15 protein-coding genes are annotated in these 16,897 nt (G+C 70.9%); 10 read left to right on the top strand and 5 right to left on the bottom strand.

From position 1 onward, the window contains the following. The first annotated feature begins 2 nt into the window (after positions 1 to 2). Entirely contained in the window at positions 3 to 254 is a 252-nt protein-coding gene (locus A3Q40_RS18785) for a LuxR C-terminal-related transcriptional regulator (RefSeq protein WP_068104509.1), read from the top strand. Position 255: 1 nt separating this feature from the next. Here A3Q40_RS18785 and A3Q40_RS18780 read toward each other — a convergent pair whose 3' ends face one another. After that, the gene (locus tag A3Q40_RS18780; RefSeq protein ID WP_068104508.1) at positions 256 to 1,362 is read right to left on the bottom strand and encodes a DUF475 domain-containing protein; all 1,107 of its coding nucleotides are present in this window, start codon (positions 1,360 to 1,362) and stop codon (positions 256 to 258) included. Between the two features lie 152 nt (positions 1,363 to 1,514). Then, entirely contained in the window at positions 1,515 to 2,090 is a 576-nt protein-coding gene (locus tag A3Q40_RS18775) for a TerD family protein (RefSeq protein ID WP_068104506.1), read from the bottom strand. 135 nt (positions 2,091 to 2,225) lie between these two features. On the opposite strand from A3Q40_RS18775, the gene A3Q40_RS18770 reads away from it, so the two are divergent. The 7 genes from A3Q40_RS18770 to A3Q40_RS18740 all read left to right on the top strand — a co-directional run bounded on the left by A3Q40_RS18770 (position 2,226) and on the right by A3Q40_RS18740 (position 9,638). Then, the gene (locus tag A3Q40_RS18770) at positions 2,226 to 3,425 is read left to right on the top strand and encodes a hypothetical protein (RefSeq protein WP_235606367.1); all 1,200 of its coding nucleotides are present in this window, start codon (positions 2,226 to 2,228) and stop codon (positions 3,423 to 3,425) included. A 30-nt stretch (positions 3,426 to 3,455) separates the two neighbouring features. Then, positions 3,456 to 4,622: an HpcH/HpaI aldolase/citrate lyase family protein gene (locus tag A3Q40_RS18765; RefSeq protein WP_068104504.1), complete on the top strand. Its 1,167-nt coding sequence runs from the start codon at positions 3,456 to 3,458 to the stop codon at positions 4,620 to 4,622. Continuing rightward, positions 4,619 to 5,872, top strand: coding sequence for a phosphoribosyltransferase family protein (locus tag A3Q40_RS18760; protein ID WP_068104503.1), 1,254 nt, complete (start codon positions 4,619 to 4,621; stop codon positions 5,870 to 5,872). Before A3Q40_RS18765 ends, A3Q40_RS18760 begins: the two co-directional genes overlap by 4 nt. Next, positions 5,869 to 6,978: a cysteine protease StiP family protein gene (locus tag A3Q40_RS18755; RefSeq protein WP_068104502.1), complete on the top strand. Its 1,110-nt coding sequence runs from the start codon at positions 5,869 to 5,871 to the stop codon at positions 6,976 to 6,978. The genes A3Q40_RS18760 and A3Q40_RS18755 overlap by 4 nt, the downstream gene beginning before the upstream one ends. Next, the gene (locus A3Q40_RS18750) at positions 6,975 to 7,808 is read left to right on the top strand and encodes an HAD family hydrolase (protein ID WP_068104500.1); all 834 of its coding nucleotides are present in this window, start codon (positions 6,975 to 6,977) and stop codon (positions 7,806 to 7,808) included. The genes A3Q40_RS18755 and A3Q40_RS18750 overlap by 4 nt, the downstream gene beginning before the upstream one ends. Before the next feature lie 36 nt (positions 7,809 to 7,844). After that, on the top strand, positions 7,845 to 9,098 hold the full coding sequence (locus A3Q40_RS18745; protein ID WP_201132891.1) for a TerD family protein: 1,254 nt from the start codon (positions 7,845 to 7,847) through the stop codon (positions 9,096 to 9,098). Between the two features lie 90 nt (positions 9,099 to 9,188). Continuing rightward, a complete protein-coding gene (locus A3Q40_RS18740) occupies positions 9,189 to 9,638 on the top strand; it encodes a universal stress protein (protein ID WP_068104499.1) in 450 nt (149 codons plus the stop codon). Here the strand turns inward: A3Q40_RS18740 and A3Q40_RS18735 are convergent. The 3 genes from A3Q40_RS18735 to A3Q40_RS18725 all read right to left on the bottom strand — a co-directional run bounded on the left by A3Q40_RS18735 (position 9,601) and on the right by A3Q40_RS18725 (position 14,637). After that, complete coding sequence (locus A3Q40_RS18735; RefSeq protein WP_082834208.1) at positions 9,601 to 11,085, bottom strand: glycosyltransferase family 87 protein; 1,485 nt, start codon at positions 11,083 to 11,085, stop codon at positions 9,601 to 9,603. The two genes, A3Q40_RS18740 and A3Q40_RS18735, sit on opposite strands and share 38 nt — an antisense overlap. Positions 11,086 to 11,237: 152 nt before the next feature. Next, positions 11,238 to 13,928, bottom strand: coding sequence for a transglycosylase domain-containing protein (locus A3Q40_RS18730; protein ID WP_157889755.1), 2,691 nt, complete (start codon positions 13,926 to 13,928; stop codon positions 11,238 to 11,240). A 289-nt stretch (positions 13,929 to 14,217) separates the two neighbouring features. Then, positions 14,218 to 14,637 (bottom strand): DUF5318 domain-containing protein, encoded by a 420-nt coding sequence (locus A3Q40_RS18725; RefSeq protein WP_068104497.1) that lies wholly within the window; start codon positions 14,635 to 14,637, stop codon positions 14,218 to 14,220. 180 nt (positions 14,638 to 14,817) lie between these two features. On the opposite strand from A3Q40_RS18725, the gene A3Q40_RS18720 reads away from it, so the two are divergent. Both A3Q40_RS18720 and A3Q40_RS18715 read left to right on the top strand, forming a co-directional pair. After that, complete coding sequence (locus A3Q40_RS18720; RefSeq protein ID WP_235606366.1) at positions 14,818 to 16,050, top strand: M23 family metallopeptidase; 1,233 nt, start codon at positions 14,818 to 14,820, stop codon at positions 16,048 to 16,050. A gap of 28 nt (positions 16,051 to 16,078) precedes the next feature. Further along, a complete protein-coding gene (locus tag A3Q40_RS18715; RefSeq protein WP_082834015.1) occupies positions 16,079 to 16,888 on the top strand; it encodes a DUF1707 SHOCT-like domain-containing protein in 810 nt (269 codons plus the stop codon). Positions 16,889 to 16,897 lie beyond the last annotated feature (9 nt).

Raw genomic sequence — 16,897 nt, 5'->3', positions numbered from 1 at the left:
ACATGCACGAGCCCGCCGGTCCCGCCGCGATTCCGTCCCTCAGCGACCGGGAGATCGAAGTCCTTCTCGCGTGGTTCGCGGCCGACTCGAAGACCGACACCGCGAAAGCTCTCTACATCGCCCCGTGCACCGTCCACACCCACATCACGCGGGTTCGGGCGAAGTACGAGGCAGTGGGTCGCCCGGCACAGACGAAGGCCGCCCTGTTCGCGCGTGCGATCCAGGACGGCCTCACCTCCGTCGACAGCTGGTGAATCAGCCGGCGACGTCCACCTTGGCGTCCTCGGCATGGCCCTCGGCCGCGAGCCGACGGTTGCGTCGCACGCTGGAGAAGAACGACAGGCCGATCAGGACGACGCCGACGAGGCCGGTGACGATCTCGTTGATGTGGACGCCGATGGACACCAGCAGGATCGCGGCCAGCGCGCCGATGGCCCAGTGCGCACCGTGCTCGAGGTACACGTAGTCGTCGAGCGTGCCCTTGCGCACCAGGAAGACCGTGAGCGAGCGGACGAACATCGCGCCGATGAAGCCCAGGCCCAGAGCGATGATGATCGGGTCCGCCGTGATGGCGAACGCGCCGATGACGCCGTCGAAGCTGAACGACGCGTCGAGCACCTCGAGGTAGAGGAAGAGGAAGAAGCCGGCCTTGCCGGTCGCCTTGGCCAGGTCGGACGGGCCCGAGGACTCCTCCTCGTCCTCACCGGGGACGTGGAAGAGATTTCCCAGGCCGTTGACCGTGATGTAGGTGACCATGCCCAGGACGCCGGAGACCATGACGGTGGAGATCTTCTCGTCCTCGGCGAGGAACTCCGCCGCGAGAACCAGGGAGACACCGGCGACGACGACGGGCAGCATGTCCAGCTTGCCCGCCTTGGCCAGTGGCTTCTCGATCCAGGAGAGCCAGGTGTGCTCGCGCTCCTCGAAGATGAACCCGAGGAACAGCATCATGAGGAACATGCCGCCGAACGCCGCGATCTGTGGGTGCGCGTCGGTGATCAACGTTTCGTACGACGGGCTGCCGTCCGGGAAGTACGCGGCGTCGTCGGCGGGCGGATTCAGCGCGAGCCGGAGGGCATCGACCGGGCCCAACCCGGACGCGGCCCAGACGATGACCAGCGGGAACACCAGGCGCATGCCGAAGACGGCGATGACGATGCCGATGGTGAGGAAGATCTTCTGCCAGAAATCGCTCATCCGCCGCAGCACGGTGGCGTTGATGACCGCGTTGTCGAAGGACAGCGACACCTCGAGGATGCCGAGGATCACCACGAGGGCGACGGCTTCCCAACTGCCGTAGACGAACGCGACGACGATCGAGACCGCCGTGATCGCGAACGACCACCCGAAGATTCTGAGCACCGGACCTGGCCTTCCTGGCGGCGTCGGCACCTGTGAGCCGAGCCGATGACGAATACTGCCCGCCACCCGTGTCGGATGGCGGGCAGATCGAGAGTGACGAGCGGGGCGTTCGCTCCGCTCGTGGCTGGACTCTACTCCCGGTGCAGGGCGACCTAGACGTTCACGCCGAAGTCACGGGCGATACCGGCGAGACCGGACGCGTACCCCTGGCCGACCGCGCGGAACTTCCACTCGCTGTTGTTGCGGTACAGCTCGCCGAACACCATGGCGGTCTCCGTCGAGGCGTCCTCGCTGAGGTCGTACCGAGCGAGCTCGGTGCCGTTCGACTTGTCGACGACCCGGATGAAGGCGTTGCGCACCTGGCCGAAGGACTGCGAGCGGGCGTCGGCGTCGTAGATCGAGACCGGGAAGGTGATGGTGTCGATGTTCGGGGGCACCGCGGACAGATCCACGTTGATCACCTCGTCGTCGCCCTCACCCTCGCCGGTGGTGTTGTCCCCCACGTGCTCGATGGAGCCGTCGGGGCTCTTCAGGTTGTTGAAGAAGACGAAGTGCTGGTCACTGACGACCTTCTTGTCGGTGCCGAGCGCGATGGCGCTGGCGTCGAGGTCGAAGTCGGTGCCCGTGGTGGTCCGCACGTCCCACCCGAGACCCACCGACACCGCGGTCAGGTTCGGTGCCGCTTTGGTCAGGGAGACGTTGCCGCCCTTGCTCAGGCTGACGCCCATGATGCTTCCTCTCGTCGATGCGTTCGGTCGTGCTCGCTGGATCGGATTCTGCTCGGTGGAACCTTCTGCACGTTCATACCGTCAACGACCGACGACGCACACGCGTTCCCGACACCCGGCCGTAGGATCGTGAGCGTGACTCACCGGTGGCCCGGGCGGCTCAGCCGTTCGACCGCCCGCGCGGAGGCGGTCGCGGACATTCGCGGCGACACCGTGCGCACCTTCCTGGACATGGACACCCGGCAGAGCATCGCGGCCGGCGGCGTCGACGCGCTCCGGAAGCTCGGCCGTGCCGACGACTCGCTGCACGAGCAGTGGCGTCGAGTCGAGGAACAGTGCTTCGCGGCCGGCGCCACCTACCTCGCCGCGACGGAACGGCCCGAGTCCGACGTCTCCGAGGAAGCCTGGTCCGCGTTCGCGTCGGCGATCGCCGAGCTCGGTGCAGCCAGCGCCGCCGTCGATCGGTTCTACGAGGCGTACCGCGGTCGCCTCGAGCATGCCGTCGCCGAGTACGCAGCCGTTCCGCGGCTGGCCGCCGACGCGCGGCGCGCCGCCCGAGAGGTGGCCGGCCGCGTCGACGGGACACAGCCCTACCACGACTTCCGTTCCGTCCGAACGGCTCTGCGGAACGTCGACTCCGCGCTCGACGCGCTGGCCCGCGCCGAGGCGACCGGGCTGGGTCCCGACGTCGTCGCGGCGGCGGCACGCACCCGCGACGCCACCGACGCCCTGCGCACCGCACTCGCGGACGCACCCGGCCGTGCCGACGCCGCCACCAAGGCGTTGGCCTCGGTGCGCACGCGACTCCAGGCCGTCGGCACGCGGGCGGAGAACATCGCGCCGGCGTACTCGGCCCTCCTGCGCGAGTTCGTCGCCGCAGGATCGGCAGACCTCACGGGCGCCCGCGAGCGCTGCGAGCAGCACATGCGCGCCGCGGCCGCGGACATCGAGGACGCGACCGTCGCGGCCCGGCGCGGCGATCCGGAAGGCGCGCTGGACCGCATCGCCGCCGCTCGACAGCACCTCGCGGACGGGGAGGAGGACGTCGACGCCGTCACGGATCGGCTCGCCCGACTTCGCGAGGTGCGTGACCATCCCGACCGGGTCGAGCAGGGCGTGCGGTTCCGTTTGCGCGACGCGCAACTGCTGGTGGTCGATCGTGGACGGGTTGCCGAGTGGGGGTCGGTCCTGGATGCTCAACTCGCCCGCCTGGAGCGCGCCGGCGAACGGCTCACCGTGGGCAGGCCCGACTACTGGGCGTACCTGCGTGAACTGGACGCCATCGACGCCTTCGTCGCGGGTGTGATCGACCGCGTGCGCGGCCGGCGCGGCTGACCACCCGGCACCGACCCGAAAGGCCCACGAGTGCAGCATTTCTCCCACCTGGACGACGACGTCCGGGCGCGGCTGTTCCACCGTCCGCCGAGCGACGTGCCCGCGACCGGCGACATCGTCGACCGCGCGCTGGCGCTGGGCGCCACGCTCTACGTCCCCGCGACGCGGGACGACCTCGCCGCGACCGTCCGGCGCCGTGCGGCGGCCGGGGTACGCTCGATGGTGCTCGACCTCGAGGACGCCGTCGCCGACCAGGATCTCGACGGCGCCCGCCTCCAGGTCGTGCGGGCGCTGCGCGACCTGGCGGACGATCCGCCCGAGGCCGCCGTGTTCGTCCGCGTGCGCACCGTCGACGACATGCACCGGGTCTGCGACGGAATCGGCACTGCCGCAGCGGCGCCCGCCGGATTCGTTCTGCCCAAGGTACGCCCGACCGTCGGCGACGCGTTCCTCACCGCCGTCTCCGACCGGGCCGAGGAACTCGGTGTGCCCTTCGGGGTCATGCCGGTCGTGGAGACTCCGGAGGTGGTCCACCGGGAGACCCGCGACGAGGAACTCTCCGCCCTGCGCGAGGTACTGAGCCGGCACCGGGACCGGGTCCTCGCCGTGCGCATCGGCGCCACCGACATGAGCGGGCTGTTCGGCATCCGCCGCGACCGCGACCTCACCATCTACGACGTGCGGGTGGTCGCGGACACCATCGCCGCCATCGTCAACCACCTCGGGCGCACGGACGGAACGGGTTTCGTGGTCACCGGCCCGGTCTGGGAGTACTTCGCCGACCACGAACGGCTGTTCCGGCCGTTGCTGCGCCAGACGCCCTTCGCCGAGCACGACGCCGTGCGGTTCCGGACGCACCTGGTGAGTCGGGACATCGACGGCCTGCTCCGGGAGGTCGCCCTGGACCGCGCGAACGGCCTGTACGGCAAGACCGTGATCCACCCGACGCACGTCGCCGCGGTGCACGCCCTGTCGGTGGTCACCCGTGAGGAGTACCGCGACGCCCGGGACGTCGCCGCCGCGGCAGGCGGCGGGGTCCAAGCATCGGACTATCGCAACAAGATGAACGAGTCGGGGCCGCACCGCACCTGGGCCGAGCGCACGCTGCGCCGCGCGCATGTCTTCGGGGTCACCGCCGACGGCGTGTCGTTCGTCGACGTGATGCGCGCCCTCGCCGCACCGGAGGGGGAGCGATGACCGACGAGCCCCGGGCCACCGCCGAACTCGGCCTGCGTGTCGACCACGTCGACTCTCCGATCGGACTGCGTGTCGACGAGCTGGTCCAACCGGGCCTGCGCCGCAACCCCAAGCGGGCTCACCTGCTGGTGTCGACGGTGCTGGGCAAGCACATCCCGTGCGATCCGGCGCGAGTGATCGACGCCGGCGTCCGGCTCGGGGACCTGTGCGCCGCCGCCCTCGCCGACTCACCGGGGCCCGTCGCGGTCTTCGGATTCGCCGAGACGGCAACGGGTCTGGGCCACTGCGTCGCGACGGCGCTCGACGCGTCCGGCTACCTGCACTCCACTCGACGGTCCGTCCCCGGCTTTCCGGTGGTGGGCGGATTCGAGGAGGGCCACTCGCACGCGACCGACCACGCACTGGTGCCCTCCGACCCCGCCGTCGATCTTCCACCCGGGCTGCCGCTTGTCCTCGTCGACGACGAGATCTCGACCGGGGCCACCGCGCTCGACGCCATCCGTGCGCTGCAGGCACTCGCGCCGCGCACCCGGTACGTGGTGGCGTCGCTCGTCGACATGCGCTCGGACGAGGACCGCGCCCGTATGGTCGCTGCGGCCGAGGAACTGGGGGTGCGGATCGACTCCGTCGCCCTGGCGACGGGTCGGGTCACCACGCCCGACGGGCTGATCGACGCGGTTGCCGCCCTTCCGCCGACGCCGGACCCCGTACCCGCCGGTCGGCGGGGGAGCGCGACGAGAGTCGATCTGCCCTGGCCGGACGGCGTGCCCGACGGCGGGCGCCACGGTTTCCGCGCGAGCGACCGACCGGCCTTCGACCGGGCGGTCGAGAAGGCGGCCGGCGCGCTGCGCGCGGTGGTGGGGGATGGCCCCGTCGTCGTGGTCGGACACGAGGAACTCATGTATCTGCCGTTGCGGCTGGCGGATTCGCTGGCGCGCATCGGCGTTCCGGCGGTGTTCCAGACCACGTCGCGCTCACCGGCCTACGTGCTGGACGCACCGGGCTACCCCCTGCGTCGGGGTTGGTCGTTCCGACCCCCGGAAGGTGGCGACGGGCGTCGCTACCTGTACAACGCCACGGTGCAGGGGAAGAACGCGACGGTCGTCCTCGTGCTCGACCCGCCCGCCGACACCGACCACCTCACCGCGCCGGACGGCGTCGTCGACGCGCTGACGTCGTCGGGCATCGACGTGGTGATCGCCGTCGTTCCGGTCGACCCGGCGCACCTCACCGCGGAGCGGCGCCGATGACCACGCCGCTGTACGGGCCGGCCTTCTCCTCCTACGCGCCCGACGAGGTGTCCTGGCTGCTGCAGGACCTGTCCCGAGTCGACCTCGAGGCGCCCACCGCCGAGCGCGAACGCAGGATCCAGTCCGGCGCAGCCCATTACGCCGAGTCGCTCCCCGTGGAGTATCAACCCGACGAGCAGTACCGCGCTCTCTTCGACGCGGTCCTCGCCGACACCGCACCCCGCCTGGCGACGGCCGTCGGTATCGTCACCGAGCTGATCCGCGCCGAACGTGGCCCGCACCCGGTCCTGGCCTCCCTGGCGCGCGCCGGAACCCCGATCGGCATCCTCATCCGCCGCTGGGCCCGCCACGTGCACCGTGAGACCTGGCCGCACTTCACGGTCTCGATCGTCCGTGGCCGCGGAATCGACAGCGCTGCACTGGAGTACCTGAGCCGACACCACGACCCGTCGTCGGTCGTGTTCGTCGACGGGTGGACGGGGAAGGGCGCCATCGCCCGCGAACTCACCGCCGCCCTGGACGCGCACGCCGCCGCGGGTGGGGCCCGCTTCGACGACCGTCTCGCCGTCCTGGCGGACCCCGGCCACTGCGTCACGACGTACGGAACCCGTGACGACTTCCTCATCGCGTCCGCGTGCCTCAACTCCACGGTGTCGGGCCTGGTCTCCCGCACCGTGTTGAACGACGCGCTGATCGGCCCCGGTGAGTTTCATGGCGCCAAGTTCTACGCCGAGCTGGCCGACGTCGACGTATCGAATCTGTTGCTGGACACGGTCTCCGACTTCTTCGACGAGGTTCGGGATGCCGTCGAGGATGGCGCGCGGGAGGTGAGGGCCGGCGACCGGACACCGACGTGGTCCGGGTGGCACTCGGTCGAGCAGGTGCGGGAACGCTACGGAATCGCGAGCGTCAACTTCGTCAAACCCGGCGTCGGCGAGACCACCCGGGTGCTGCTCCGCCGGGTGCCGTGGCGGGTGCTCGTCCGCGACGCCGACGCCCCCGAACACCAGCACATCCGTCTGCTCGCCGACGCTCGCGGTGTCCCGGTGGACGTGGTGCCCGACCTCGCCTACTCCTGCGTGGGCCTGATCAAGGAGATGGCGTGACCGCCCTCGTCGCCACCGATCTGGACCGCACCCTGATCTACAGCGCGGGCGCGCTGGCAGAGGGCTCGGACCCCGACTCTCCGACGGTCTGCGTGGAGCACCTCGACGGACAACCTTTGTCGTACATGACCGTTCGCGCCGCCGATCTTCTCCGGGAGCTGACCGGGGTGGCCGTCGTCCTCCCGACCACGACGCGCACCGTCGAACAGTTCCGGCGGATCGACCTGCCGGGGGCACCGTGGCGCTACGCCGTGACCAGCAACGGCGGCGCGATTCTCGCGAACGGCGAGCCCGACCGCGCCTGGCGTGCCGGCGTCGATCGGGCGGTCCGGGACTCGGCGGCCTCCCTGGCCGACATCGGTGCCGAACTGGACCGACTCGGCACCCCCGAGTGGATCCTCAAGCGGCGCACCGCGGACGACCTGTTCTGCTACCTGGTGGTGGACCTCGCCACCCTCCCGTCGTCGTTCGTGTCGGACTGGGGGCACTGGTGCGCCGAGCGCGGCTGGAACGTCTCGCAACAGGGCCGGAAGATCTACGCGATGCCCGACGCAGTGTGCAAGTCGCGGGCCGTCGCCGAGGTGCGGGCGCGCCTCATCGCCGACGGCACCCTGCCCGACACCGCCCCGATCCTCGCCGCGGGTGACGGCGCACTCGACGCGGAGATGCTGCGCGCCGCGGATGCAGCCGTGCGGCCGCGGCACGGCGAGCTCCACGCGCTCGGGTGGGAATGCCCCGGCCTTGGCGTCACCGCCGCGTCGGGCGGGAGCGCCGCCGAGGAAATCCTGCAGTGGTTCGCGCACCGGATTCCGACGGCCGCCGCCACGTAGGCTGGGACACCACCACCGTCACGAGGTAGGAGCACCGTGTCCACACCGCTGACCAAGGGCCAGAACGCACCGCTGACCACGCCCGTCGTGCGCGTCGGAGTGCAGCTGTCCGCACCGGCCGACGTCTCCGCGCTGCTCGTCACCGACGCCGGAAAAGTGCGCAGCGACGCCGATTTCGTCTTCTTCAACCAACCCACCGGACCGGGCGTCCGGCTCGACGGCCAGCAGGTCGTCGTCACCACCACCGACGTTCCCGCCGACGTGGCGCAGATTCGCGTCGTCGTCACACTCGACGACGCCACGGCCACCTTCGGCCGGTTCGACGCCCCCACCGCCGTCGTCCTCGACGGGTCCGGGGCGCAGCTCTTCGCCTACCGCATCGACGGACTGTCATCCGAATCCATCGTCATCGCCCTCGAGCTCTACCGTCGCGGCGACGGATGGAAGGTCCGCGCCGTCGGCCAGGGCTACGCCGGCGGTTTCGCGGCCCTGGTGCGCGACCACGGAGTCAGCGTGGACGACGCGCCTACACCGACCCCGCCGGCTGCGCCCACCCCGCCACCCGCCCCCGCGGCCCCGCCGGCGCCGACGCCCCCGCCCGCACCGACACCCCCGCCCGCGCCTAGTCCCACCTCCCCACCTGCGCCTACTCCCACCACCCCGCCTGCGCCTACTCCCACCACCCCACCCGAGGTCAGCCTGACCAAGGCTCGCCCGGTCAGTCTGTCCAAGGGCCAGAAGGTGACCCTGAAGAAGGACGGCGGCGTCGCCCTCACCACGATCCGCATGGGCCTCGGGTGGGACCCGGTGAAGAAGTCGGGCGGATTCTTCGGTGGTCGCACAGCCAACATCGACCTCGACGCCTCCGCGTTGATGTTCGCCGGAACCCGCCATGCCGACGTCGTCTACTTCGGGCAGCTGCGGTCGAAGGACGGCTCCATCGTGCACGCGGGCGACAACCTGACCGGCGACGGCGAGGGTGACGACGAGGTGATCACCGTCGATCTGACCCGCGTCCCTGCGCAGGTGACGTCCATCGTCTTCATCGTGACGTCGTACCGCGGGCAGACGTTCGAGCAGGTGGCCAACGCCTTCACCCGCCTCGTCGACGCCCCCGTCGGGTCCGAGCTGGCGCGCTTCACCCTGCAGGGCGGCATGCCGTACACGGGCCTGGTCATGGCCAAGGTCTATCGGGCCGACGGGACGTGGAAGCTGCAGGCCATCGGCGACGGGATCCAGGCGAAGCACGCCGGGGAGGCACTGCCGCAACTGGCGCCCTACCTCCAGTAGCTCCTCGGTTCCGATCGGGCTCCCCCGATCGGGGGCGCCGCCCCGCAATCGGGGTGCCGCCCGTTGCCGCTGCAGTCGTAGGGTGGACCCGTGACGGGGTTCGAGTACGGCGTGGACGGGCCGAAGCTGATCGTGGTCGGTCTGGACGGCTCCGACTCGTCCTGGCGCGCAGCGGCATACGCTGCGGGATCCGCCCGCCGACAGCGCTCGAAGCTGGTGCTGGTCTACGTCCAGACGCTCGGTGCGGGAGCGTTCGCCCAGGCGTCCGGGGTGCTGTACGACTCGGGCACCCAGGCCGCGGACGACCTGCTCGGCGAGATCAAGGAGCACGTGCTGCGCTTCGGCGAGCAGGAACACGTCTCGTGGGAGTTCCGCACGTTCCGGGGCGACCCCGCCACCGGGCTGGCGGCCGTGGCCGACGAACTGCGGGCCGACGCCATCGTGGTGGGCACCAGCGAACGCGCCGGCCATCGCATCTTCGGGTCGGTGGCCGTGCGGCTGGTCAAACTGGGGCGGTGGCCCGTGACGGTGGTGCCGTGACGGCGCGCGGCCGCAGCCACGCAGGAATTCGATCCGGGTAGGCGTCCGGCGCCTCGTCGAGCACCCCGCCGGCGGGGTCGTCGTCACCGCTGCGGCGCACCAGATCCTCCGCGGGACGGTAGATCTGCCACACGATCATCGCGCACAGACCGATCACGGCGAGATCCCGCAGCAGGACCGTCCCGGTGAAGTACTGCTCGGGCAGACCCTTGTTGCTCACCCCGAGGTAGTACATCATGCGCGGCACCCACACCAGAGCGTCGATCGTCATCCACGCCAGCAGGATTCGGCGATGAGGCAGTGCGAGCACGGCCAGCGGCACCAGCCACAGCGAGTACTGCGGACTCCACACCTTGTTGGTGAGCAGGAACCCGGCAACCACGAGGAAGCACAACGACGCCACCCGCGGACGTCGCGGCGCGGTCATCCCCACGTAGGCCACCGCGAGGCACACCGCCAGGAACAGCAGGGCCGTCACGGCATTGAGGATCACCGGCTTCTCCCCCGGACCGAGCGGACCGTCGAATCCCGACCACCCGGTGAACGACGAGATCACGTTGTAGATCGAATCCGGATCGGCACCGCGATCGGAGTTCAGCCGGAAGAACTCGGCCCACCCGCGCGGAAACAGCAGTGCGATCGGCAGATTCACCGCGAACCACGTGGCCGCGGCCGCCGCCGTGGCACGCGCCCAGAAGGCGAGCGTCCCGGTGCGCACACAGAGCACCAGCAGGGGGCCGAGCAGGAACAGCGGGTACAGCTTGGTCGCCCCGCCCAATCCCAGCAACACCCCGGCCAGGACCGGTCGACGACGCGCCCACGCCAGCAGACCGCCCGACGCGAACGCCGTGGCGAGAGCATCGAAATTGGTGAAGACGTGAACGGCCACCAGCGGTGAGGCGGCGGCCAGCGCGGCATCCCACACGCGTCGACCCGCCAGCATCGTCGTCGCCCAGATCGTGACGATCCACGCCAGCGCCGCACCGAACGCCACCACGTTGAAGTAGAGAGCGACCGTGAGCGCCTGCGGCAGCCACGGCACTGCGGCCCACGCGTGCGCCACCTGCATCGACACGTACTGGTACATCCCGGCGACGACCGGATACTCCATGTAGCGGGTGATCGTGGTCCCGTACGGACCCGTCTCCTCCCACGACTTCTTGTAGGGCAGCGCCCCCTCGTTCAGCCGCTCCGCGCCGTACAGCGGAACGATGTCCGAGTAACACATCGCGGTGTACTGCCGACTGCCGCTCCAGTCCAGGCCGAGCTGACCGTCCGGACCGCCCGGTGCCTGCTGGATACACGCGGCCTTGCCGAACCACCCGAGCGCCAGGAACACCACGGTGAACGCGAAAATCACGCGCAGCGGCGTGATCCGACGCTGACGTCCGACCATCGCGTGCCGACCGACCGGGCCGCCGACCACCGACGACAACTCCGCCACCATCGGGTCCGTCCGGCTCGGCAGGTCACGCCAGCGGGCCGAGCGGCGGTCCTTCGCCAACGTGCCCGCACTCGCGAGCAACGCCTGCTCGACCTCCGGACCGGCCGACCCAGCCACCCCACGACCGGCCTCCGGACCGGCCGAACTGGTCACCCCTAGCCGCCGGGCGACGCGGCCGGCGGTTGGCCCGCACCGGCACCGGCGCCACCTTCGGCACCCGCACCGGCACCGGCACCACCGCCTGTGCCCTCACCCGCTCCGGTGCCTCCACCGGCACCGGCACCCGGTTCCGCACCCGGCGCGGTGGTCGTGGCCGCCGGTGCGAGTCCGGGTACCGGAATGGTGATACCCGGCAGGATCTCGACCTGGGAGGGGACGACGACCTGCGGGGGCGGAGCCTCCGTCGTGGGCGGTGCGGACGGCGCTTCGGACGTGGTGGCCACCGGCGCCCGCGTCGGGGCCGGCGCGGAGTACTGCGGCACACCGGCCTGCCCGGCGATCGCTCCCGGGGCGGGGAACGACTCGACCTCGGTGCCCTCGAGCGACCCGTCGAGGGTGTCCTTCCAGATGTCCGAGGGCAGACCGGATCCGTAGATCGGCCCGCCGTAGACGTTGCGCAGCGGCAGGCCCTGCTCGGTGCCCACCCAGACCGCGGTCGCGAGCGAGGGGGTGTATCCGACCATCCACGCGTCCTTGTTCTCCCCGGTGTCGCCGAGCTGCGCGGTGCCCGTCTTGGCGGCCGACGGCCGCCCGCCGGCGAGGTTGTGGCCGTTGGAGTAGCCGGCGATGGGCCGCATGGCGGCGGTCACGTTGTCCGCGACGTTCGGGTCGACCCGCTGCTCGCCGGGCTCGGTGCCGCGGTCGAGCAGGACGGTGCCGTCGGCGGTGACGACGCGCTGCACGAAGTGCGGTGCGTGGTAGGTGCCCGACGCGGCCAGGGTCGCGTACGCGCTGGCCATGTCGATCACGCGCGACTGGTACTGGCCCAGGATGATGCCGTTGTTGGGTCCGGCGCCGTTCGGCTCGGTGAGCGTGGGTCCGATGCCCTCGACCTCTTCCGGAATACCGAGCCGGTGCGCCATGTCGGCGACGGCCTGCGGGCCGCCGTCGAGACCCAGCTGCAGGCGATAGAAGCTCGTGTTCAACGAGCGCTTGAGCGCTTCGGCGATGGTGCACGTACCGCAGGACTCGCCCTCGACGTTGCCGATGGAGATGCCGTTGACGGTGAGCGGGGAGCTGTCGTACATCTGCGACAGCGGGATGCCCTGGTCGAGCGCTGCGGCGAGACCGAACACCTTGAACGACGAGCCGGTCTGCAGACCGGACTGCGCGAAGTCGAAGCCGCGGCCGTCGGCCCCGCCGTAGTACGACTTCACCGCACCCGTGCGCGGATCGATGGACACCGACGCCGTCCGCAACTCCGACGGCTCGCCCTCCATGTTGCTGTTCACGGCGTCGATCGCGGCCTGCTGGTCCTGCGGGTCGATCGTGGTGGTGATCTGCAGCCCGGCCGTGTTCAGGTCCTGCTCGCTGATGCCCGACGACGACAGCTCGCGCAACACCTGCGTCTTGATCAACCCGTTGGGGCCCGCGTCGGTGGCGTCGCCGCTGTTGACGGACGCCAGCGGCCGGGTGGCGGGGTACTGCATGGCCGACCGTGCGCCCTGGTCGAGCGCACCCATGGTCACCATGCCGTCGAGCACGTAGTTCCATCGGCTCTGGGCACCGACCGGATTGTTCTCCGGATCGAGACCCGAGGGCTGCTGGATGATCGCGGCCAGCACCGCGCCCTCCTCGACGCTGAGCGCCTCGACGGGCTTGTCGAAGTACGCCTTGGACGCGGCGGCGATGCCGTACGCGCCGCGACCGAAGTAGATGGTGTTGAGGTAGGCGGCGAGGATGTCGTCCTTGGTCCACTGCCGGGCCATCTTCGAGGAGATGACCAGCTCCCGCATCTTGCGGGTGAGCGTGCGCTCCGACCCGACCAGCGCGTTCTTCACGTACTGCTGGGTGATGGTGGAGCCGCCGCCGGCGCTGTCGCGGCCCAGGACGTTGTCCCGCGCGGCGCGCGCGAAGCCGGACACGGAGAAGCCCGGGTTGGAGTAGAAGTCCCGGTCCTCCGCGGACAGCACCGCGTTGCGGACGTGCTCGGGGATCTGGCCGATCTCGACGTCGGTGCGGTTGCCCTCCGGCGGCACCACGGTGCCGAGGACGGACGTCCCGTCGGACGCCAGGATCGTGGCCACCTGGTTGGTCTTGATGTCACCGGGACGTGGGACGTCCTCGATCACGTACGCCACCATGAACGCGAGGATCGGCACGATCAGTCCGAGCGCGACCAGGGCGTAGGCCGTGCGTCGCACGGTGCGCCAGGGGGACTTCTTCGCGGTCTTCGTGGTCCTACCTCCTGATGGCGGTTCGGTGGGTCCTCCACCGGACCGGGAGCTGTCCTCGTCACGGCCGGACGCGGCCCTGTCGTCACGGCCGGACGGGGCCCTGTCGTCACGGTCGTACTCGCCGCGTCCGTAACCGGACGTCGGGGCGTCGTCGCGAGGCGGGCGGGCCTGCGAGTACGCGGCTCCCGCCGCACCGGCGCCCCCCACCGCACCGGCGCCCGCGATGTATCCGGTGTCGTCGTACCGACGTGGCCCCCGCGGCGGGCCGGCCGGGCGCGCGCGGTAGCCGTCGTCGTACCTCGGTGGTGTCTCCCCGGTCCCGTACGCCGGACGCGGCGCCCGGTACTGCGGCGGCGGGCCCTGAGGCGGACCCTGCGGCGGGCGCCCCTGCGGCGGGGGGCCGTACGACCCGCGGTACTGCCCCGGGCCGTCGCCCCGCCGGGGCGGCATCGGGGGACGCGGCGGCTGGTCGTCGGGCAGCTGGTGACGCGGCCGGTAGTCGTCGCGGTCGTCGCGGTAGCGGTCGTCGTAGCCCGGGCCGTCGCTGCGAGGACGGTCGTTACCCGCGCCGGCCCCGTCGTCGCGGGACCCGTCGTAGGGGGTGGTCACTGACGTACTCCACTGTCGGGACGCACGACGAGGACGTCGGCGTCGGTTGTCCGCTGAGCGCGAGCGGGTCCCGGCTGGGGTGCCCGCCCGTCGGTTCTCGGCGGACGGTACCGCCGATCACCTCTCCCGGTCACTCGCTGGCCGTGCGGCGACGGCCGGTACTACGGGTGCGAGGGCGGGTGGGGGCCGGTGCACTGCCCAGTACATACGACTGGACGAGATGGTTCCAACTGCACGTACGGCAGACCTCGACCACGTGCACGGAGAATTCCTCCTGCGTGGCGGCCAGTCGGCCCAGGTCCTCGGCGGATCGCGCGGAGCCGTTCATCTGGCCCAACTTCTCCCCGAACACCCAGGACACGAGGGTGAGCTGTTCCTTGCGGCAGATCGGGCAGGCCACCGTGGAGGGGCGCCCGTGGAACTTGGCCGCACGCAGCAGGTAGGGATCCGCATCACAGACCTGGGCGACGGCGGTGCGACCCGAGTACACCTCGGCGAGCAGCGACTTGCGCTGCAACGCGTAGTCCACCACCTGCCGTTCGAATCGCACGACGTCCAGAGTACGTGCGCCCCGTCGCTGCCGGTCCGTGACGGACCCCGGGTCCGCGTCCGTCGACCGGATGAATCGACGATCGGACCGATCGTTCCGACCCGGGTTCGCCGCTGGTGGCGCACACTGTTCGCCATGTTCACCAGGGGTCGTCACCCTCTGGCGGCAGGGTATGTCGCCGTGGCGGGGATTCTCCTCGTCGCCTGTGGGACCGAGTCGTCCGTCACTCCGTCCGAGAACTCCACCGCATCGAGCACCACCGCATCGAGCACCACCGCGTCCGCGTCGTCGGCCACCGCCTCGGCCGCGGCGTCCGCCGCGGAGGTGACGATCACACCCGTCGTCGGCTCGGTGCTGCACGAGCCGGTCCCCGTCCCGGCCACCGACGGCCGAACCCATCTCGTCTACGAGGTGGAACTGACCAACGCCACCTCGCAGAACATGACGGTGCGCGAGGCCGTCGTGCGCGCCGACGGCGAGGAATTGCTGACCCTGGACGCCGAGGCGCTTCCCCAGTGGATGCGGGTGTTCGGGCAACCCGAGCCGACGGCCACCTTCGGTCCCGGCCAGGCCGGCCGATTGTGGCTGGACGTCGCGCTGGACGAGGGTGCGACGGCGCCGACGTCGCTCGAGCACGTCCTGACGGTGGTTCCGGAGACGCCGTCCGACCCGCTGCTTCCCGAGACGATCACCGAGACCGTCGCGCCCGTCGCCGTCTCGACGCGCACCCCGATCGAGGTCGCCCCGCCGGTGCGCGGTCCGGGGTGGCTCGACGGCAACGGGTGCTGCGTGGTCTCGGCGCACCGCGGGGCCGTCAGTCCGCTGGCCGGGCAGTTCTGGGCCGCCGAACGCTTCGCGATCGACTACGTGCAACTCGACGCCGACGGCAAGCTCTACGTCGGAGATCCGACACGGAACGAGTCCTATCCCTACTTCGGCGCCGACATCCTCGCCGCTGGGGACGGGCCGGTGGTCGCGGTGGTCGACGACCTGCCCGAACAGACGCCCGGCAGCAACCCCAGCGGCCTGAAGGTCACCGAGTACGCGGGCAACCACGTGGTGCAGGACCTCGGCAACGGCAACTACGCGCTGTACGCGCACCTGCAGCCGGGATCGATCACGGTGCAGCCGGGGGATTCGCTCACCCGGGGACAGTCGATCGCGAAGCTCGGCAACTCGGGCAACTCGTCGTCGGCGCACCTGCACTTCCACGTCATGGACGGGCCCGACCCCCTCGCGTCCAACGGACTGCCGTTCGTGTTCACCGCGTTCGACCTCACCGGTCAGGTGGTCGGCGACGACAGCATCGAGGAACTCGAGCGCACGGGTGGACCCGTGCCCACGTCCACCACCGAGACCGGGCGTCGGACCGGCGAACTCCCGCTGTATCTCGACGTCACGACCTTCGACTGAGACCGCCGCTCGGTCGTAGTATCTCCGCGTGGCGATCGGCCGACCTGCGGGTACGAGGGCCCGCGACCAGGACCGCGTGGACGCCTGCGCCGAACTCGACCGGGCGCGCGACGACGGGCAACTCGATGCCGAGGAACATGCCCTGCGCATCGGGCTGGCCACCGACGCCCGGACCCTGGGGGACCTCCACGACCTCGTCGACGATCTGCAGGGCAACTCGCGGCTCGCGCCGGTCGTGCTGCCCCGAGCCCTGCCGCCCGGCGCCGTGTCGGGACGCGGCGTCCTCGTCGTCGTGGCCGTCGCCGTCCTGGTGGTGATCCTGACGATCGTCGGGATCGCGGCCGGCATCCGGGCCTACGTTCGCAGCGACGATCCGACGTCGGTCTACGGGTCGGCCGGCTACCTCGCCCCGCAGGCCATCGCCGACGTGCTCGCCGCCGTCCCGACGCGGACCGGCACCACGACGGTCGATTCGGTGCTGTTCTATCCGGACTACGTCATCGTCGACGTCCAGGATCCCGACGCGCCGCGCAAGGACGTCTCGTACACCTACCGCGACGGGGAATGGCGGGACGGCTTCGCCGGCGACCGATCGTCGGACACCGTCGCCGTCGACCTGGCCGTGTTCCGGCCGGAGGTGCTCGGCGGGCTGGTGGCCGGCGCGTCGGAGTCGCTGAATCTCGACCGCATCGACTCGATGTACTTCTCCCTCGGCGCCGACGACTCCGGCCCGCGCGTGATGCTCCATGCGAGCAACGACGACAACGAGGACGGCTACTTCACGGCCGGCCCGGACGGCGCGTTCGTGTACGTCGACCGGTTCGATCCGGACGAGTGAGGGAGGCCG

The sequence above is a fragment of the Rhodococcus sp. PBTS 1 genome, assembly GCF_001620025.1.
In the GTDB taxonomy this organism is placed as follows: domain Bacteria; phylum Actinomycetota; class Actinomycetes; order Mycobacteriales; family Mycobacteriaceae; genus Rhodococcoides; species Rhodococcoides kroppenstedtii.
This window is presented reverse-complemented; position numbering and strand designations above follow the sequence as displayed.

What these genes read in the sequence shown, in the direction of transcription:
- A3Q40_RS18730 (WP_157889755.1), bottom strand. Translation starts at nt 13,928, where the DNA reads ATGCCGCCCCGGCGGGGCGACGGCCCGGGGCAGTACCGCGGGTCGTAC.
- A3Q40_RS18755 (WP_068104502.1), top strand. Translation starts at nt 5,869, where the DNA reads ATGACCACGCCGCTGTACGGGCCGGCCTTCTCCTCCTACGCGCCCGAC.
- A3Q40_RS18785 (WP_068104509.1), top strand. Translation starts at nt 3, where the DNA reads ATGCACGAGCCCGCCGGTCCCGCCGCGATTCCGTCCCTCAGCGACCGG.
- A3Q40_RS18735 (WP_082834208.1), bottom strand. Translation starts at nt 11,085, where the DNA reads ATGGTGGCGGAGTTGTCGTCGGTGGTCGGCGGCCCGGTCGGTCGGCAC.
- A3Q40_RS18760 (WP_068104503.1), top strand. Translation starts at nt 4,619, where the DNA reads ATGACCGACGAGCCCCGGGCCACCGCCGAACTCGGCCTGCGTGTCGAC.
- A3Q40_RS18775 (WP_068104506.1), bottom strand. Translation starts at nt 2,090, where the DNA reads ATGGGCGTCAGCCTGAGCAAGGGCGGCAACGTCTCCCTGACCAAAGCG.